We start from the raw sequence: 14,734 nt of genomic DNA on the forward strand, positions 1-14,734 counted from the left end.
TTCAGATCTTGAGCACGGTGTCGCGGTAATACCGCAGTTCCGCGATGGATTCGCGGATGTCGTCGAGCGCCCGATGGGCGCTCTGCTTCCGCAAGCCTTCCTTCAGCGCCGGCGCCCAGCGCTCGACCAGGATCTTCAGCGTCGACACGTCGAGGTTGCGGTAGTGGAAATACGCCTCCAGCCTGGGCATGCAGCGGGCGAGGAAGCGGCGGTCCTGGCAGATGCTGTTGCCGCAGATGGGGGACTCGTTCGGCGGTACCCATTCGCCGACGAAACCAAGCGTCAGCCGTTCGGCCTCGGCTTCGTCGACCGTGCTGCGCCGCACCCGCTCGATCAGCCCGGACTCGCCATGCTGCTTGCGGTTCCAGTCGTCCATGCGCTCCAGCACCGATTCCGGCTGGTGGATCGCCAGTACCGGGCCTTCGGCGAGCACGTTGAGCTGGCTGTCGGTGATGATGGTGGCGATTTCGATGATGGCGTCGTTCTGGGTATCCAACCCGGTCATTTCCAGATCGATCCAGATGAGATTTTGTGCGTCCTGAGCCATGCCGATCCTTCAAAATGCTTGGGTGTCCCAACTTGTCAGGGATTTTATCAAAGGCTACCCTCTAGCGCCGATTCCGAAACCGCTATCCAATAAAACCGCATGAATACCTTCACCTCCCTGTTCCTGGCGGCCCTGGCCGTCTCCTCCGGCATCGAATACTGGCTGGCCCGGCGCCAGGCCAACCATGTGCGCCTGCATCGCGATCGTGTGCCGGACGCGTTCCGGGACAGCGTGTCGCTGGAGGAGCACCGGAAAGCGGCGGACTATACCCTGGCCAAGGGCAACCTGGACGACGTGGGGCGGATCGTCGGCATCGCGATTCTGCTGGGATTCACCCTGGGCGGAGGGATCGACGCCATCGCCGCATTCTGGAACGGTTTCGGGCTTGCACCGATCGCCACCGGGGTCGGCGTCGTACTGACGACGCTGCTGGCTTCCCAGCTGCTGGAGCTCCCGCTGAGGGTCTACCAGACCTTCTGGGTCGAGGAGCGCTTCGGCTTCAACCGCACCACGCCGCGCCAGTTCATGATCGACTTGGGGCTACAGACCGCGCTTTCCGTGGTCATCGGCGGCCCCTTGCTGGCGCTGATCCTGTGGGTGATGGACAGCGCGGGCACGCACTGGTGGATCATCGCCTGGGCCATCCTGATGGCGTTCTCTATCTTGATGAGCTGGGCCTTCCCGACTTTCATCGCCCCCTTGTTCAACAAATTCACCCCGCTCGCGGACGTGACGCTCAAGACGCGCATCGAGGCTCTACTCGAACGCTGCGGCTTCCATAGCAAGGGCATCTTCGTCATGGACGGCTCCAAGCGCTCCGGCCACGGCAATGCCTATTTCACCGGCATCGGCAACAACAAGCGCATCGTGTTCTTCGACACCCTGGTCGACTCGCTCAACCATGACGAGATCGAAGCCGTGCTCGCCCACGAACTCGGCCATTTCAAGCGCCGCCACGTGCTGAAGATGCTGGCCGGCACGTCGCTGGTGACGCTGGCCGGCTTCGGCCTGCTCGGCTGGCTGAGCGGCGAGGCCTGGTTCTACCAAGGTCTCGGTGTCAGTGAGCAATCCAACGCCATCGCTTTGCTGCTGTTCATGCTGGTGTCGCCGGTGTTCTCGGTCTTCCTTCAGCCGCTCATGGCCTATGTGCAGCGGCGCTACGAATTCGAGGCCGACGATTTCGCCGCCAGCCATACCCGCACCCGCTATCTCATCAACGCCTTGGTGAAGCTCTACCGCGAGAACGCCAGCACCCTCACCCCGGACCCGCTGTACGCCGCTTTCCACTACAGCCACCCGCCCGCCGCGATACGCATCGACCACCTGACCGCGAAAATCTAGTGGCGGCTCCGTCCGTCATGGAGGAAGTCCGGGAGGGCCGGGTGGTCTGCCATCTCGGCAAGGGGCTGGCGGTGGAGGATGAAAACGGCCATATCGTGCTGTGCCACACCCGGCGCCGGCTGGGCGATGCCGCCGTCGGCGACCGGGTGCGGTGGGAGCCCTGTGAAGGCGAGCAGGGCCGGGTGCTGGAAATCCTGCCGCGCCGTTCGAGCCTGGTGAGGCCCGCTTACGGCGGGCGCGTGCGCATCGTTGCGGCCAATCTGGACCGGGTCTGCGTGGTCCTGGCGCCGGAACCCGAACCGGACTGGCTGCTCGCCGACCAGATCCTGGCGGTGTGCGAGCGCCGGGACATCGCGGCGCTCCTCGTCCTCAACAAGACCGATCTGCCGGGCGCGCCAGCGCTGGACGAGGCCCTGCGCGATTATGAGTCCGCCGGCTACGGCGTGTTCCGCATCAGCACACGGACCGGGGCGGGACTGGATACCCTGAAACAGGTCCTGCACACCGGCTGCAGCATGCTGAGCGGCCAGTCCGGCGTCGGAAAATCCTCCCTGACCAACGCGCTGCTGCCGGACCGGAATTTGCGGGTCGGCGAACTCTCCGCCCACAGCGGGCTGGGCCGCCATACCACCACGTCGGCGACGCTCTACCATTTGCCCGAGGGGGGAGAACTGATCGACAGTCCGGGCGTCGCCGTGTTCGGCCTGGCCGAAATGGCGCCTACGGAGCTCGCCCAGGCTTACCGCGATTTCCGGCCCTATCTCGGAAAATGCCGGTTCAACGACTGCCGCCATGTCAAGGACAAGGGATGTGCGGTGCGCGAAGCCGTTGAAGCCGGAACGCTCGCATCGGCCCGCTATGAACGCTACCTCAAGCTGCTGGATCGGCTCGGTTCGGCCGTGGAGTTCAGCGCCGGCTGAGCCTCATGGCCGGGAATAAAGGACATTGCAGGCAGTCTGTATCTGCTGGGCGGCAAATGCGCTGGACACGTCTTCCCCGTATTTCAGGATGCATTCGGTCGGCGTCCCGTCCAGCGGCTCGTCCACGGAAAGGCTCTCGGGAAAATCGGCGAGGCAGATTTTCATGATTTCCTGAGCCACCCGGTCGTTTTTCACGTCCTCCATGCCGTGAAGAATGCACTCCCAATAGCTCGACGGCCCGGTGAGTCCCGCCCCGGCCGACGCCGGGCCAAGCAACAGCAGTACAAGCAGCGGCGGGATTCTGGGTAACACGGGCGGGCATTCCGTCATCATGAAATAAGGAGCAAGGATGATAACATTCCCGATCTATCGGGAACGCGGCAGGTCACCGCCGGCCTCCTGGACGGACTTTGATTTCAACACCGGACCATTCCCCATGACGCATCCGACGCCAGAACTCGTTTCCATCGTCCACGACAAAGTTCCCAACCGGATTCGCTTCCGGGTACCGCTCATCCGGTACCGGCAGACCTACGCCGAAATCCTCAAGCAGTCGATCCTCAGGGACGCGGCTGGCAAGGGCATTTACCACGCCGAGCCCAACATCACGACCGGTACTCTGCTCGTCAAGTATCATCCAGCCATCCACACCGAAGCCCATGTGGTGGAGCTGGTGCGGGCGACCGTCGAAAACCTCTCGACGGGAAGCATAGAAATCTCGGCCAAGCACAAGAATCCCCGCATCGGCAAGATGAGGCCGGGGGCATTCTTCACCCGGGAACTGGTCGTGAGCATCGTCGGCAACGTGGTGGCCGGCCTCATTCTTGCCTTCGTCGCCACCCGATGAGGGCTCAGGCTCGTCTGCGCAACAGGCGCTTCACGGCCTGCCGCCATCGCATCGGCAGAAAATGGGTGAAGACCCGGCGCAGATAGGCGGCCATCAGCAGGGGATCACTCCAGGGCGCATCGCTCCAACACCGCAAGAGACTGTTGAGGTCGCGTTCGCTGACGGCACGGTAAAGGCTTTGCGGGAACAGGTGGATCACCGACCCGCACGCCGCCGCCGACGGGTCCGGACAGCCGATCCGGCGCGCGCCTTCGAGCATGGCGCGGAAGCTGCGCGCGAAGCTGACCCTCGAATGCGCATCGAGATGGTAGGTCGGCGTGGGCCTGGGGTTGAACTCGATCAGATACACGCGGTCCTTGTCCGTATCGTGCATCCAGTCCACCCCGGCGAAACCGTGGAATCCGCACAGCGCCCCGACGCCTGCAAACAGCGTCACCCGACAGCCGGCATCGTGCAGAATACGAGGAAAACGCGTGATGCCGATGGCATCGATCCCGACGACTAGAAGGACCTCGAATACCCGCCGGCCTCCCTGCATCCGATCATCTCATCGCGGGCTTATGTCCGAGAACCGGATCAATCCTGTTCGGGTTTGATATAGACGTCCGCATGCCTGCGCATTTCCGCCACGAAGGCGGCGAATTCTTTTTGGCCCGCGCCGCGAGCCAGCGACTGGCGCACGGTCTCCATTCCCTTGTCCGCTTCCGGGGACGCTTCTCCATCCCTGATCGCAGTGAGGCGGAGGATGGCATGGTCGCCGTTTTCCAGCGCGACCAGATTCGGGCGGTCCAATTCCCGCGTTCCGAAGGCGGCATTCACGATGGGCGCAGGCACGGTCGATGCGTCGCGCTTGATCATGAGAGGCCCGGTGACTTCCCAGTGGTGGACCTTCGCCACTTCGCCCAAGGTCTTACCCGCCTGGATAGCCTTGATTGCCGCTTCGGCCATGCTGCGGGTCTTGTCCCGCGCGGCCTGATCGCGCAGGCGGGCGACGATCTCGCCGCGCACTTCGGGAAGAGGCTTGACTTCGGCCGGACGATGCTCCTTCAATCTGAGCACGACGACCCTGTCCGCGCCGATTTCCACGGGATCGCTGTTCTTGCCGCCGAGCACCTCTTCGCTGAAAGCCGCCTTGCGCACTGCCTCCTCCGCAAAGATCCCTCCCCCCCCATCTCGGGTGAAAGGCTGACTTTCCTCGACCTTCAGCCCCAGCGCCTGCGCCGCCGGCTCCAGCGTGTCGGGGTGTTCGAAAGCAGACTCAGTAAGTTTCTGCCCCAAGTCGTAGAATCTGTTTTCCGCCGCGTTCCTCCGGAAGCCGGCGGCCACCTCGTCCTTGACCTGCTCGTATGGCTTGGTCGAGGCGGGCACCAGTTCGGTCACCTTGATCAAGTGATAGCCGAAAGATGTCTTGACCGGCTCGGATACCGCGCCCTGGGCCAGGGCCAGCGCCGCCTTCTCGAAGTTAGGCTCCATGGCGCCCTTGGCGACCATACCGAGATCGCCGCCCTTCTCGGCCGAAACCCGGTCGTCGGATGCTTCCTTGGCGACCTTGGCGAAATCCTCTCCCTTGAGCAGGCGATCCCGGATCTGGTTGATCTTCGCCAGCGCAGCAGACTCCTCTTCGGGCTTGGCCGGATCCACCGTCACGAGGATATGGCTCACCCTCCGCCGCTCTTCGGTGGTGAACGCGGCCTTCTGTTCCTCGTAGAAATTCCTGAGGTCTTCCTCGGTGGGCTTCACCTCTCTGGCCACATCGTCGAGGCTCAACGACAGGAAACTCACGGTCACGGATTCGGGGGATTGAAACGCCTCCTGGTGCGAGCGGTAATACTCGTCGACAGCCGCGTCGGACACTTCTCCGTCGGCCTTTGCCAATGGCAGTGTCGCAAACTCGATTTCGCGCTCCTGATTCTTCAGGCGGAAGAAGGCTTCCGCTTGCTGCCTGGTGGCGAAAGCGGTGTCGGTAATGCCCCGTTGAAACTGCTCCATCAACAGAGCGCGCTTCACCTGCTCGACGAATGCCGGCGAACTCATCCCTTGAGCCGAAAGCATGACGTTGTACTTATCCTTGTCGAATTTGCCGTCGGTCTGAAAATACGGCAGGGTTTGAATGAAGGCGCGCACCGCGGTATCGGGGACGGCCAGCCCCTCGCCCGCTGCCGCCTGCGCGATCAGCTCGTCGCGTACCAGACGTTCGAGGGCCTGCCGCTTCAGTTGTTTTTCGTCGACATCCCCCAACCCCACCAAGTTGGCCAGATCCTGCTGATAGGCTTGAACCAGATCACGCTCGAAGAATTCCCGGTCACCGACGACCGCCACGGGCGCCTCCTTGCCCGAATCGAAATAGTTGTTGATTCCCCAAAAGGCAAAAGGAATACCCACCAGGATCAACATCGCCCAGGCGAAAATACCCTGCGCTTTATCACGAATGGCCTGCAGCATATATCAGTACCGGAATGACTCTCGTTGACATCGTTTGGAATCGGGAAAAATCGCTTTCCCGGCCATTTTTCCTGCGCCAATCCCAAACCCGGTTTGGGGTTGACTCCTATCTTTTCCGCTCGAGCGGCCAAAAAACGCGTGACACGCCATGTCCCGTGCGGACGCCCGGACTTTCCGGCGCGCCTTTGGACGAACCATGAGCAAAAAAAAACCCCGGCGGATGCCTGGGGTTTCGATGTGGCGGAGCGGACGGGGCTCGAACCCGCGACCCCCGGCGTGACAGGCCGGTATTCTGACCAACTGAACTACCGCTCCAATGAACCGTTTCTCTTGGTGGGTGCTGTAGGGATCGAACCTACGACCCTCGCCTTGTAAGGGCGATGCTCTCCCAGCTGAGCTAAGCACCCCAACTGAAGAATGACTAGTTTACAGCATCTTTAAGTGCTTTGCCACACTTGAACGACGGAATTTTTGCAGCCTTGATGGTGATGCTATCGCCCGTTTGTGGGTTGCGTCCCTGGCGCTCCGCGCGCTCCTTGACCGCAAACGACCCGAACCCGACCAGCGAGACGGTATCGCCGTTCTTCAACGCACCGGTGATGGCATCGATCATGGCATCCAGAGCGCGGCTCGCATCGGCCTTCGTGAGATTGGCCGAATCGGCGATAGCTTCTATCAGTTCCGCTTTATTCATTTCTTTCCCCTATTGAGTTGACTGTATCGCTGCATCGAAAAGCCGGGCCGTCAATCCAGTGGAACTGGCAGTCCCCCTAGCTGCCGAAGCTTAGCAGCGGCAAAAAAGCCGTGTCAAGGCGCGCAAGCCCCGGAATTCCTCGCCATGCGGCGGTTCAATGTGCCGTCAGGCCACCGGCCGCCCCCACTGCTTTCGGGGAGCACTCCTCGGCGGGGAGCGCTGCCCTTTCCAAGGGTTCCGGCAAGCGTTGCAAGGCCACGGCCAGGACTTCGTCGATCCACCGGACGGTCCGGATATCCAGGTCCTGCTTGATGTTCCTGGGTATCTCGGCCAGATCCTTTTCGTTCTCCTTGGGAATCAGGACGGTGGTGATGCCACCCCGGTGCGCCGCCAGCAGCTTTTCCTTCAGCCCGCCGATGGGCAGCACCTCGCCGCGCAAGGTGATCTCGCCGGTCATCGCCACGTCGGAGCGCACCGGGATGCCCGTCAGGGAAGAAACGAGAGCGGTGCACATGCCGATGCCCGCGCTCGGCCCGTCCTTGGGCGTCGCCCCTTCCGGCACGTGAATATGGATGTCGTGCTTCTGGTAGAACGCGGGATCGATACCCAGCCTCTCGGCGCGGCTGCGGACGACGGTCACCGCGGTCTGAATCGATTCCTGCATGACTTCGCCGAGCTTGCCGGTATAGGTCTGCTTGCCGGTGCCAGGCATGACCACCGCTTCGATGGTCAGCAGCTCCCCGCCCACTTCCGTCCAGGCCAGCCCCGTGACCTGACCGATCTGGTCGCTCTCCTCGGCGCGCCCGAAGCGGAAACGCTGCACGCCCAGGTAATCGTCGAGATTGCGCGGGGTCACCGATACCTTCTTGTGACTGGGCTTGAGCAGCAGGTTCTTGACCACCTTCCGGCAGATCTTGGCGATCTCCCGCTCCAGGCCGCGAACTCCAGCCTCCCTGGTGTAGTACCGGATGATGTCGCGAACGGCCGCCTCGCTGATATGCAGCTCGGTTTCCTTCAGACCGCAGTTCTTCATCTGCTTGGGCACCAGATAGCGCATCGCGATGTTGACCTTCTCGTCCTCGGTATAGCCGGGGAGGCGGATGATTTCCATGCGGTCGAGCAACGCGGGCGGAATGTTGAGCGTATTCGCCGTGGCCACGAACATGACTTCGGACAGATCGAAGTCCACTTCCAGGTAATGGTCGGCGAAGGTGTGGTTCTGTTCCGGATCCAGCACCTCGAGCAGGGCGGACGCCGGATCGCCGCGGAAGTCCATGGCCATCTTGTCGATTTCGTCCAGCATGAACATCGGATTCCGCGTCTTCACCTTGGACAGATTCTGCAGGATCTTGCCCGGCATCGAACCGATGTAGGTCCGCCGATGGCCGCGGATCTCCGCCTCGTCACGGACGCCGCCCAAGGCCATGCGGACATATTTTCGATTGGTGGCGCGGGCGATGGATTGCCCCAGGGAGGTCTTGCCGACACCGGGCGGCCCCACCAGACAGAGAATCGGCCCCTTGATCTTCTTGACGCGCTGCTGCACCGCCAGATATTCCAGGATGCGCTCCTTGACCTTCTCGAGCCCATAGTGCTCGGCTTCGAGGATTTCCTCGGCCTGCCGCAGATCGTGGCGCACCTTGGTGCGCTTCTTCCAGGGCAGGTTCACGATCCAGTCGATGTAGTTGCGGACCACCGTGGCCTCGGCGGACATCGGGGACATCAGCTTCAGCTTGTTGAGTTCGGTTTCCGCCTTGGCGCGCGCCGCTTCCGGCATGCCGGCCTTTTCGATTTTCCGTCCCAGCTCCTCGAATTCGTTGGGCACCTCCTCCATCTCGCCCAACTCCTTCTGAATGGCTTTCATCTGCTCATTCAGATAGTACTCGCGCTGGTTCTTCTCCATCTGTTGCTTGACGCGACCGCGCACGCGCCGTTCCATTTCCAGCATGTCGACCTCGCTTTCCATCAGCGTGATCAGCTTTTCCAGCCGGGCCGACACGGCGCGGTTCTCCAGGATCGCCTGTTTGTCCTCGATCTTGACCGTCATATGGGCGGCGATGGTATCCGCCAGCCGTGCCGGATCGTCGATGCCCGACAGCGAATTGAGAACTTCGGGGGGGATGCGCTTATTGAGCTTGACGTACTGGTCGAAGGTATTGGTCGCGGTACGCATCAGCACGTCCAGCTCCCGCTCCTCGACGCCGGGGACATCCCGGAGCTCGGAGATGCTGGCGCTGTAATACTTGTCTACGAGGCGGATGTCCTCCACCCGGCAGCGTTGCGCCCCTTCCACCAGCACCTTCACGGTGCCGTCCGGCAATTTCAGCAATTGCAGGATATTGGAGAGCGTGCCGACGCGATAGAGATCCTCGAATCCGGGATCGTCGACTTCCGCGTCCTTCTGCGCCAACAGCAGGACCTGCTTGCTATCCCGCATGGCGCTGTCCAGCGCGAAAATCGATTTTTCACGCCCGACGAACAGGGGGATGACCATGTGCGGATAGACCACCACATCGCGCAAAGGCAGTACTGGAACCCACCGCTCACCGCTCAAATCATGTTCGACGCCTGAATTTTCCATCGGAGCACCCTCTCGATTGTCTTAAGCCACGTCAGTGAATTGAGGGCGCGGCGCGCGATTACAAGCGTCGTTCATGACAAAATGCGCACGCGCCGGAGGGGGAGCCCAGGGCCGCCTCCCCGCAGCGGCCGCTCAATCCGCTGCCGCCGCCTGCTTTTCCAGGCTGTTGTCATAAATCATCAGGGGCTCGCTTTCGCCGTTGATGACCTTTTCATCGACCACCACCTTGGAAATCCGGTCCGAGGAAGGCAGCTCGTACATCGTGTCCAGCAGCGTATGCTCCAGTATGGTCCGCAGGCCCCGCGCTCCGGTCTTGCGCGCCATGGCCTTGCGGGCGATGGCGCCCAGCGCGTCTTCGCGGATTTCCAGTTCGCAGGACTCCATCTCGAACAGCCGCCTGTACTGTTTGACCAGGGCATTCTTGGGCTCGGTCAGGATGCGCACCAGGGCCGGCTCGTCCAGCTCTTCGAGCGTCGCCACCACCGGCAGGCGGCCCACGAACTCCGGAATCAGGCCATAGCGGATCAGATCCTCGGCCTCGACGTCGGCCAACACCTCGCCGACATTGCGGCTGTCATCCTTGCTCTTGACGTCCGCCGCGAAACCGATGCCGCCCTGCTCGGAACGCGAGCGGATGATTTTCTCCAGGCCGGCGAAAGCGCCCCCGCAGATGAACAGGATATTGGCGGTATTGACCTGCAGGAATTCCTGCTGCGGATGCTTGCGCCCGCCCTGCGGCGGCACCGAAGCCACGGTGCCTTCGATCAGCTTGAGCAAGGCCTGCTGCACGCCTTCGCCGGAGACGTCGCGGGTGATCGAGGGGTTGTCGGCCTTGCGCGAAATCTTGTCGATTTCATCGATATAGACGATACCCTGCTCTGCTTTCTCAACGTCGTAGTCGCACTTCTGCAGGATTTTCTGGATGATGTTCTCCACGTCCTCGCCGACATAGCCCGCCTCGGTCAGCGTGGTCGCGTCGGCGATGGTGAAGGGTACGTCGAGCAGGCGGGCGAGCGTTTCCGCCAGCAACGTCTTGCCCGAACCGGTCGGCCCGATCAGCAGGATGTTGCTCTTGGCCAGCTCGACTTCGTTCTTCTTGCCGTGGGTGTGGGCGCGCAGCCGCTTGTAATGGTTGTAGACGGCGACCGAAAGAATGCGCTTGGCCTTCTCCTGGCCGATCACATACTCATCCAGGACGCTCTTGATCTCTTTCGGCTTGGGCAGTTTGTCGGCGCCGGTGGACGCGCTCTCCTGCAACTCCTCGCGAATGATGTCGTTGCACAGCTCGACGCATTCGTCGCAGACAAACACCGCCGGGCCCGCGATCAATTTGCGCACCTCGTGCTGGCTTTTCCCGCAAAACGAGCAGTACAGGAGCTTGCCGCCGCTGTCTTTGCCGTGTTTATCCTCGCTCATCGCTTTACCTCTTCGTCTTCCGCACCGGAATCCGCCCTCGGGACGGACTCACGATCGCGGCTGGTACCCTTCTTCAGGGTCCAAATCTATCCGACATTCACACCGCTGTCACGGCCCGCTGAGTCAACACCTTATCGATCAAACCGTAACTCACCGCATCGTCTCCGCCCATGAAGTTGTCGCGATCGGTATCGATCTGGATCTTTTCCATGGGCTGGCCGGTGTGGTGGGCGAGAATCTTGTTGAGACGGTCGCGGACCGCCAGAATCTCCCGCGCATGGATGTCGATGTCGGACGCCTGGCCCTGAAAACCGCCCAGCGGCTGGTGGATCATGATCCGCGAATGCGGCAGGCAGTAACGCTTGCCGGCGGCGCCGCCGGCCAGCAGCAGCGCACCCATGCTGGCGGCCTGCCCGACGCACAGGGTACTGACGTCCGGCTTGATGAACTGCATGGTGTCGTAGATGGCCAGGCCCGCCGTCACCACGCCGCCCGGGGAGTTGATGTAGAGATGGATGTCCTTGTCGGGATTCTCGGACTCCAGGAACAGCAGCTGGGCGATCACCAGGTTGGCCATGTAGTCCTCGACCTGGCCGACCAGGAAGATGACCCGCTCCTTCAGCAGCCGCGAATAGATGTCGAAGGCCCGCTCGCCCCGCGCCGACTGCTCGATCACGATGGGCACCAGCCCGCCCGCTGCGGTTTCCGCCTGTTTCAGGCCCATGTCGCCAAACATCGTCGGCCGCCTCATGCTTGGGGTTGCTGCTCGGCGGTGCCTGCCGGCGCCATGAGCTTTGCGAAGTCCACGCTCTGGTCCGTCACCGCTGCCTTGGACAGGATCAGATCGACGACCTGCTCTTCCAGAACCAGGTTCTCGATCTCGCGCAGATTGTTCTTGTCGGAATAGTACCAATTGACGACCTGATCGGGATTTTCGTAGCTCCGGGCCTGTTCCTCGATGGTGGCGCGCACGCGCTTGCGATCTACGCTGAGCTTGTTGGCGTCGATCAGCTTGCTCAGGATCAGACCCAGGGCCACGCGCCGCTTCGCCAGCGGGGTGTAACGCTCTTTCAGCGTTTCCAGCTCGACGCCCGGATTCCCCTGTTCGGCCGCCTTGTGGTAGGGCTGCAGGAGGTCGTTCAGCTCGTCGGCCACGAGGACTTCGGGCAAGGTAAAGGAGTTGGCCGCCAGCAATGCGTCCAGGACGGCCGATTTGGTGCGAACCTTCAGAGCGCGCCGCATTTCGCGCTCCATGTTGTCCCGGACGTCGGACTTGAACGCCTCGACATCGCCATCCACCCCGAAAGCCTTGACGAAATCGGCATCGACTTCCGGCAGCACGCTCTCGTTGATCTCGGCGACTTCGACATCGAACGAGGCCATCTTGCCGGCCAGTTTCTCGTTGTCGTACTCCGCCGGGAATTCGAGATCGAAGCTCATCCGCGCGCCCCGTTCGGCCCCGACCAGCTTGTCCTCGAAGCCCGGAATCAACTGCCCCGAACCCAGCACGATGCGGAAATTTTCGACCCGGCCATCGGTGAAGCTCTCGTGATCCAGCTTGCCTTCGAAATGGATCACCACCTGGTCGTTCAAGGCGGCGGGACGCTCCACGGCGCGCCAGATCCGGCGCTGCTCCCGCAGCCGCTGGATCATGGCGTCGAGGTCGCCGTCCGTCACTTCACTGGTGAAGCGGCGGCATTGGAGATCCTCCAGAGGCGCCAGCTCGAACTCCGGCAGGACTTCGAAGTCCGCGATGTAGGACAGACCTTCGCCGTCGCCGATGGCAGTCGCGGTGATCCGCGGCATGCCGGCCGGCTTCAGGTTTTCGTCGTTCACGGCCTGCTGAAAACTGGACTGGATCATCTCCGACAGCACCTCTTGCCGCACCTGCGCGCCATAGCGCTTGCGGATGAGGCCGGAGGGCGCCTTGCCGGGACGGAAGCCGTCCAGCCTGACCTCGCGGGTCAGTGACTTCAGGCGTGATTCGACCTCTTCCCGAATCTTCTCTTCGGGCACGTTCACGGTCATTTTCCGGTTCAACTCGGAGACGGCTTCAACGGACACTTGCATACTCAAAATACCTCGGGTTCAACTTGGGCTTGGGCGCTTCAATCAGGGATGTGCCGGACACGCCTCATCGCGCAAGCGCGGATGGCGGACAGGCAAACAAGGGTGGTGCGAATGGAGAGACTCGAACTCTCAAGGGTTTCCCCACTGGAACCTAAATCCAGCGCGTCTACCAGTTTCGCCACATTCGCAATGAATTCACGGTTCAATTATACTCGCGGCGTCTGGCAAGACGGGCGCCATGGAAGCGCGGAAATGGCAGACGATGGGGCCGGTTTCGGCAAAAAATCACGCCGTATTATAGGGATTTCGACAAATTTTCACATCCTCCCCGATGCGCCTCCGTTCCGTTCTCGCCGCCGCGCTTGCTCCTTTCGTCTGTCTCGCCCTTGCCCTGATCCTCGTCGCCGCCCTCAGCTACCCGCTGACCCGGCTGAGCGGCGGCGCACTCTCCCTCACCACGATCCTGAGCCGCGGTACGCTGCTGCTGGTCTTCGCCGGTCTCATCCTGGGCGCACGGCGGCTGGGGATCGGCTGGCAGTCGGTGGGTTTTCCCGCCGGTTACGCCCTATTCGGCCGCCAGATCGGCATCGGGCTCGGCTTGGGCCTGCTGATGCTGGGTCTGCACGTCGCCGTGATCATGGCGCTCGACATCCGCGTCTTCAGTGAAGTCCAGGCGGCCCGCCACCCTTCCCTTCCGATACTGCTGCTGAAGCACATCGGCGCCGCACTGCTGCTGGGGACCAGCGAGGAACTGCTGTTTCGGGGTTTGACCTTCGCGATACTGGCAAAGTTCGTAAGACCCGTCTACGTCATCGCCATCACGTCCTTCTATTACGTGCTGCCGCATTTCCTTCGCAGCCGGCTGAAATTGGCGGAGAGCGAATTGAACTGGGACAGCGGCTTCACGGTACTGGCCGACGCGGTGGGCAACGGCATCGCGGAAGCCGACTTCAGCTCCTTTCTGGCGCTGGTCTGCGCCGGCGTGTTCTTGGGCTGCGTACGTGCGCGGACCGCGCAGGGTCTGGGCTATTGCATCGGCATCCACGCCGGCTGGGTCTTCGTCATCAAGACCTGCAAGTCGTTCACCTACGACGGCAACGCCGGGCCGTTCGGCGGACTGGTGGGTTCCTACGACGCCATCATCGGCTATCTCTCCGCCGGCTGGATCAGCGCCTGCACGCTGCTGTTCCTGTTCGCCACCCGCCCGGGAGCGAACGCCCGATGATGGCAGGCAGCGAAGGCGTCACCAAATACAGGTTGAATTTCACCGTAGCCCCTGCGCCCTCGCCAGACCCGATCCGGGAGCTGAATGCCTGGCGCAGCATCATCCGGATGCTCGGCCTCAACGGCCGCGACCCCGAACGCTACGGCGGCCTTGCCTACGGCAACGTCAGCCTCCGGCTGCCCGGCGACGGCATCCGCTTCCTGATCAGCGGCACGCAGACCGGGGGCCGAGTTCGCTTGAGCGCCAGCGACTATTGCGAGGTGCATGGCTTCAATCTGGAGGCGAACCGGCTGGAAGCAAGCGGCCCCGTCCCGCCGTCCTCCGAAGCCCTGACCCATGCCGCCGTCTACCGGGCCGATCCGGCCTGGCACTGCGTCATGCACGCCCATTCCCCGGAAATCTGGCGCCACGCCGGGAGGCTCGGCCTTCCCACCACCTCCCCGGCCATCGACTACGGGACGCCCGAGATGGCGCTGGCGGTGGAAGCAATTGCCGCCCGGCCCGGCATACCGCTGATCGCCATGCTGGGCCACGCCGACGGCATCATCGCCTACGGCCGGACGGTCGAAGCCACCGCCCGGATTCTGATAGGCTACCTCGCCGAAGCCCTGCAACTGGACGACACCTGAGTCGCGGGGCAACCAGCAAGAA

14 protein-coding genes and 3 tRNA genes are annotated in these 14,734 nt (G+C 62.4%); 5 read left to right on the top strand and 12 right to left on the bottom strand.

All coding sequences use genetic code 11. The features are described 5' to 3' along the window. Window position 1: 1 nt before the first annotated feature. Complete coding sequence (orn, locus tag GNH96_RS13550) at window positions 2–547, bottom strand: oligoribonuclease (RefSeq protein WP_169604156.1); 546 nt, start codon at window positions 545–547, stop codon at window positions 2–4. 99 nt (window positions 548–646) lie between these two features. On the opposite strand from orn, the gene GNH96_RS13555 reads away from it, so the two are divergent. After that, the gene (locus GNH96_RS13555; RefSeq protein ID WP_169604157.1) at window positions 647–1,888 is read left to right on the top strand and encodes a M48 family metallopeptidase; all 1,242 of its coding nucleotides are present in this window, start codon (window positions 647–649) and stop codon (window positions 1,886–1,888) included. A gap of 17 nt (window positions 1,889–1,905) precedes the next feature. Further along, the gene (rsgA, locus tag GNH96_RS13560; RefSeq protein WP_169604726.1) at window positions 1,906–2,808 is read left to right on the top strand and encodes a ribosome small subunit-dependent GTPase A; all 903 of its coding nucleotides are present in this window, start codon (window positions 1,906–1,908) and stop codon (window positions 2,806–2,808) included. A gap of 3 nt (window positions 2,809–2,811) precedes the next feature. Here the strand turns inward: rsgA and GNH96_RS13565 are convergent, their stop codons facing one another. Further along, window positions 2,812–3,120: a hypothetical protein gene (locus GNH96_RS13565; RefSeq protein WP_228719872.1), complete on the bottom strand. Its 309-nt coding sequence runs from the start codon at window positions 3,118–3,120 to the stop codon at window positions 2,812–2,814. A gap of 124 nt (window positions 3,121–3,244) precedes the next feature. Here GNH96_RS13565 and GNH96_RS13570 point away from each other — a divergent pair, with 124 nt between their 5' ends. Then, a complete protein-coding gene (locus tag GNH96_RS13570) occupies window positions 3,245–3,655 on the top strand; it encodes a hypothetical protein (protein WP_169604159.1) in 411 nt (136 codons plus the stop codon). Window positions 3,656–3,659: 4 nt separating this feature from the next. Here GNH96_RS13570 and GNH96_RS13575 read toward each other — a convergent pair whose 3' ends face one another. From GNH96_RS13575 to GNH96_RS13620, 10 genes are all read right to left on the bottom strand, one after another. Then, window positions 3,660–4,193, bottom strand: coding sequence for a hypothetical protein (locus GNH96_RS13575; RefSeq protein ID WP_228719873.1), 534 nt, complete (start codon window positions 4,191–4,193; stop codon window positions 3,660–3,662). Window positions 4,194–4,231: 38 nt separating this feature from the next. Further along, window positions 4,232–6,097 (bottom strand): SurA N-terminal domain-containing protein, encoded by a 1,866-nt coding sequence (locus GNH96_RS13580; protein WP_169604160.1) that lies wholly within the window; start codon window positions 6,095–6,097, stop codon window positions 4,232–4,234. 238 nt (window positions 6,098–6,335) lie between these two features. Then, window positions 6,336–6,412, bottom strand: a tRNA-Asp gene (locus GNH96_RS13585). A 16-nt stretch (window positions 6,413–6,428) separates the two neighbouring features. Beyond that, window positions 6,429–6,504: transfer RNA gene (locus tag GNH96_RS13590), tRNA-Val, on the bottom strand. 14 nt (window positions 6,505–6,518) lie between these two features. Beyond that, a complete protein-coding gene (locus GNH96_RS13595; RefSeq protein ID WP_169604161.1) occupies window positions 6,519–6,791 on the bottom strand; it encodes an HU family DNA-binding protein in 273 nt (90 codons plus the stop codon). A 154-nt stretch (window positions 6,792–6,945) separates the two neighbouring features. Further along, entirely contained in the window at window positions 6,946–9,372 is a 2,427-nt protein-coding gene (lon, locus tag GNH96_RS13600) for an endopeptidase La (protein WP_169604162.1), read from the bottom strand. 132 nt (window positions 9,373–9,504) lie between these two features. Then, a complete protein-coding gene (gene clpX, locus GNH96_RS13605; RefSeq protein WP_169604163.1) occupies window positions 9,505–10,788 on the bottom strand; it encodes an ATP-dependent Clp protease ATP-binding subunit ClpX in 1,284 nt (427 codons plus the stop codon). A gap of 97 nt (window positions 10,789–10,885) precedes the next feature. Next, on the bottom strand, window positions 10,886–11,524 hold the full coding sequence (gene clpP / locus GNH96_RS13610) for an ATP-dependent Clp endopeptidase proteolytic subunit ClpP (RefSeq protein WP_169604164.1): 639 nt from the start codon (window positions 11,522–11,524) through the stop codon (window positions 10,886–10,888). An 11-nt stretch (window positions 11,525–11,535) separates the two neighbouring features. Then, on the bottom strand, window positions 11,536–12,858 hold the full coding sequence (tig, locus tag GNH96_RS13615) for a trigger factor (RefSeq protein WP_169604165.1): 1,323 nt from the start codon (window positions 12,856–12,858) through the stop codon (window positions 11,536–11,538). A gap of 103 nt (window positions 12,859–12,961) precedes the next feature. Next, window positions 12,962–13,046, bottom strand: a tRNA-Leu gene (locus tag GNH96_RS13620). 143 nt (window positions 13,047–13,189) lie between these two features. Here GNH96_RS13620 and GNH96_RS13625 point away from each other — a divergent pair. Both GNH96_RS13625 and GNH96_RS13630 read left to right on the top strand, forming a co-directional pair. Next, on the top strand, window positions 13,190–14,083 hold the full coding sequence (locus tag GNH96_RS13625; protein ID WP_169604166.1) for a CPBP family intramembrane glutamic endopeptidase: 894 nt from the start codon (window positions 13,190–13,192) through the stop codon (window positions 14,081–14,083). Then, entirely contained in the window at window positions 14,080–14,712 is a 633-nt protein-coding gene (locus GNH96_RS13630) for a class II aldolase/adducin family protein (RefSeq protein ID WP_169604167.1), read from the top strand. The genes GNH96_RS13625 and GNH96_RS13630 overlap by 4 nt, the downstream gene beginning before the upstream one ends. Window positions 14,713–14,734 lie beyond the last annotated feature (22 nt).

The organism is Methylococcus geothermalis (assembly GCF_012769535.1).
Taxonomy (GTDB): domain Bacteria; phylum Pseudomonadota; class Gammaproteobacteria; order Methylococcales; family Methylococcaceae; genus Methylococcus; species Methylococcus geothermalis.

Excerpts from the sequence above, each read along its gene's own strand:
- orn (WP_169604156.1), bottom strand. The coding sequence starts at position 547 with ATGGCTCAGGACGCACAAAATCTCATCTGGATCGATCTGGAAATGACC.
- GNH96_RS13555 (WP_169604157.1), top strand. The coding sequence starts at position 647 with ATGAATACCTTCACCTCCCTGTTCCTGGCGGCCCTGGCCGTCTCCTCC.
- rsgA (WP_169604726.1), top strand. The coding sequence starts at position 1,906 with ATGGAGGAAGTCCGGGAGGGCCGGGTGGTCTGCCATCTCGGCAAGGGG.
- GNH96_RS13570 (WP_169604159.1), top strand. The coding sequence starts at position 3,245 with ATGACGCATCCGACGCCAGAACTCGTTTCCATCGTCCACGACAAAGTT.
- GNH96_RS13575 (WP_228719873.1), bottom strand. The coding sequence starts at position 4,193 with ATGCAGGGAGGCCGGCGGGTATTCGAGGTCCTTCTAGTCGTCGGGATC.
- GNH96_RS13580 (WP_169604160.1), bottom strand. The coding sequence starts at position 6,097 with ATGCTGCAGGCCATTCGTGATAAAGCGCAGGGTATTTTCGCCTGGGCG.
- GNH96_RS13595 (WP_169604161.1), bottom strand. The coding sequence starts at position 6,791 with ATGAATAAAGCGGAACTGATAGAAGCTATCGCCGATTCGGCCAATCTC.
- lon (WP_169604162.1), bottom strand. The coding sequence starts at position 9,372 with ATGGAAAATTCAGGCGTCGAACATGATTTGAGCGGTGAGCGGTGGGTT.
- clpX (WP_169604163.1), bottom strand. The coding sequence starts at position 10,788 with ATGAGCGAGGATAAACACGGCAAAGACAGCGGCGGCAAGCTCCTGTAC.
- clpP (WP_169604164.1), bottom strand. The coding sequence starts at position 11,524 with ATGTTTGGCGACATGGGCCTGAAACAGGCGGAAACCGCAGCGGGCGGG.
- tig (WP_169604165.1), bottom strand. The coding sequence starts at position 12,858 with ATGCAAGTGTCCGTTGAAGCCGTCTCCGAGTTGAACCGGAAAATGACC.
- GNH96_RS13625 (WP_169604166.1), top strand. The coding sequence starts at position 13,190 with ATGCGCCTCCGTTCCGTTCTCGCCGCCGCGCTTGCTCCTTTCGTCTGT.
- GNH96_RS13630 (WP_169604167.1), top strand. The coding sequence starts at position 14,080 with ATGATGGCAGGCAGCGAAGGCGTCACCAAATACAGGTTGAATTTCACC.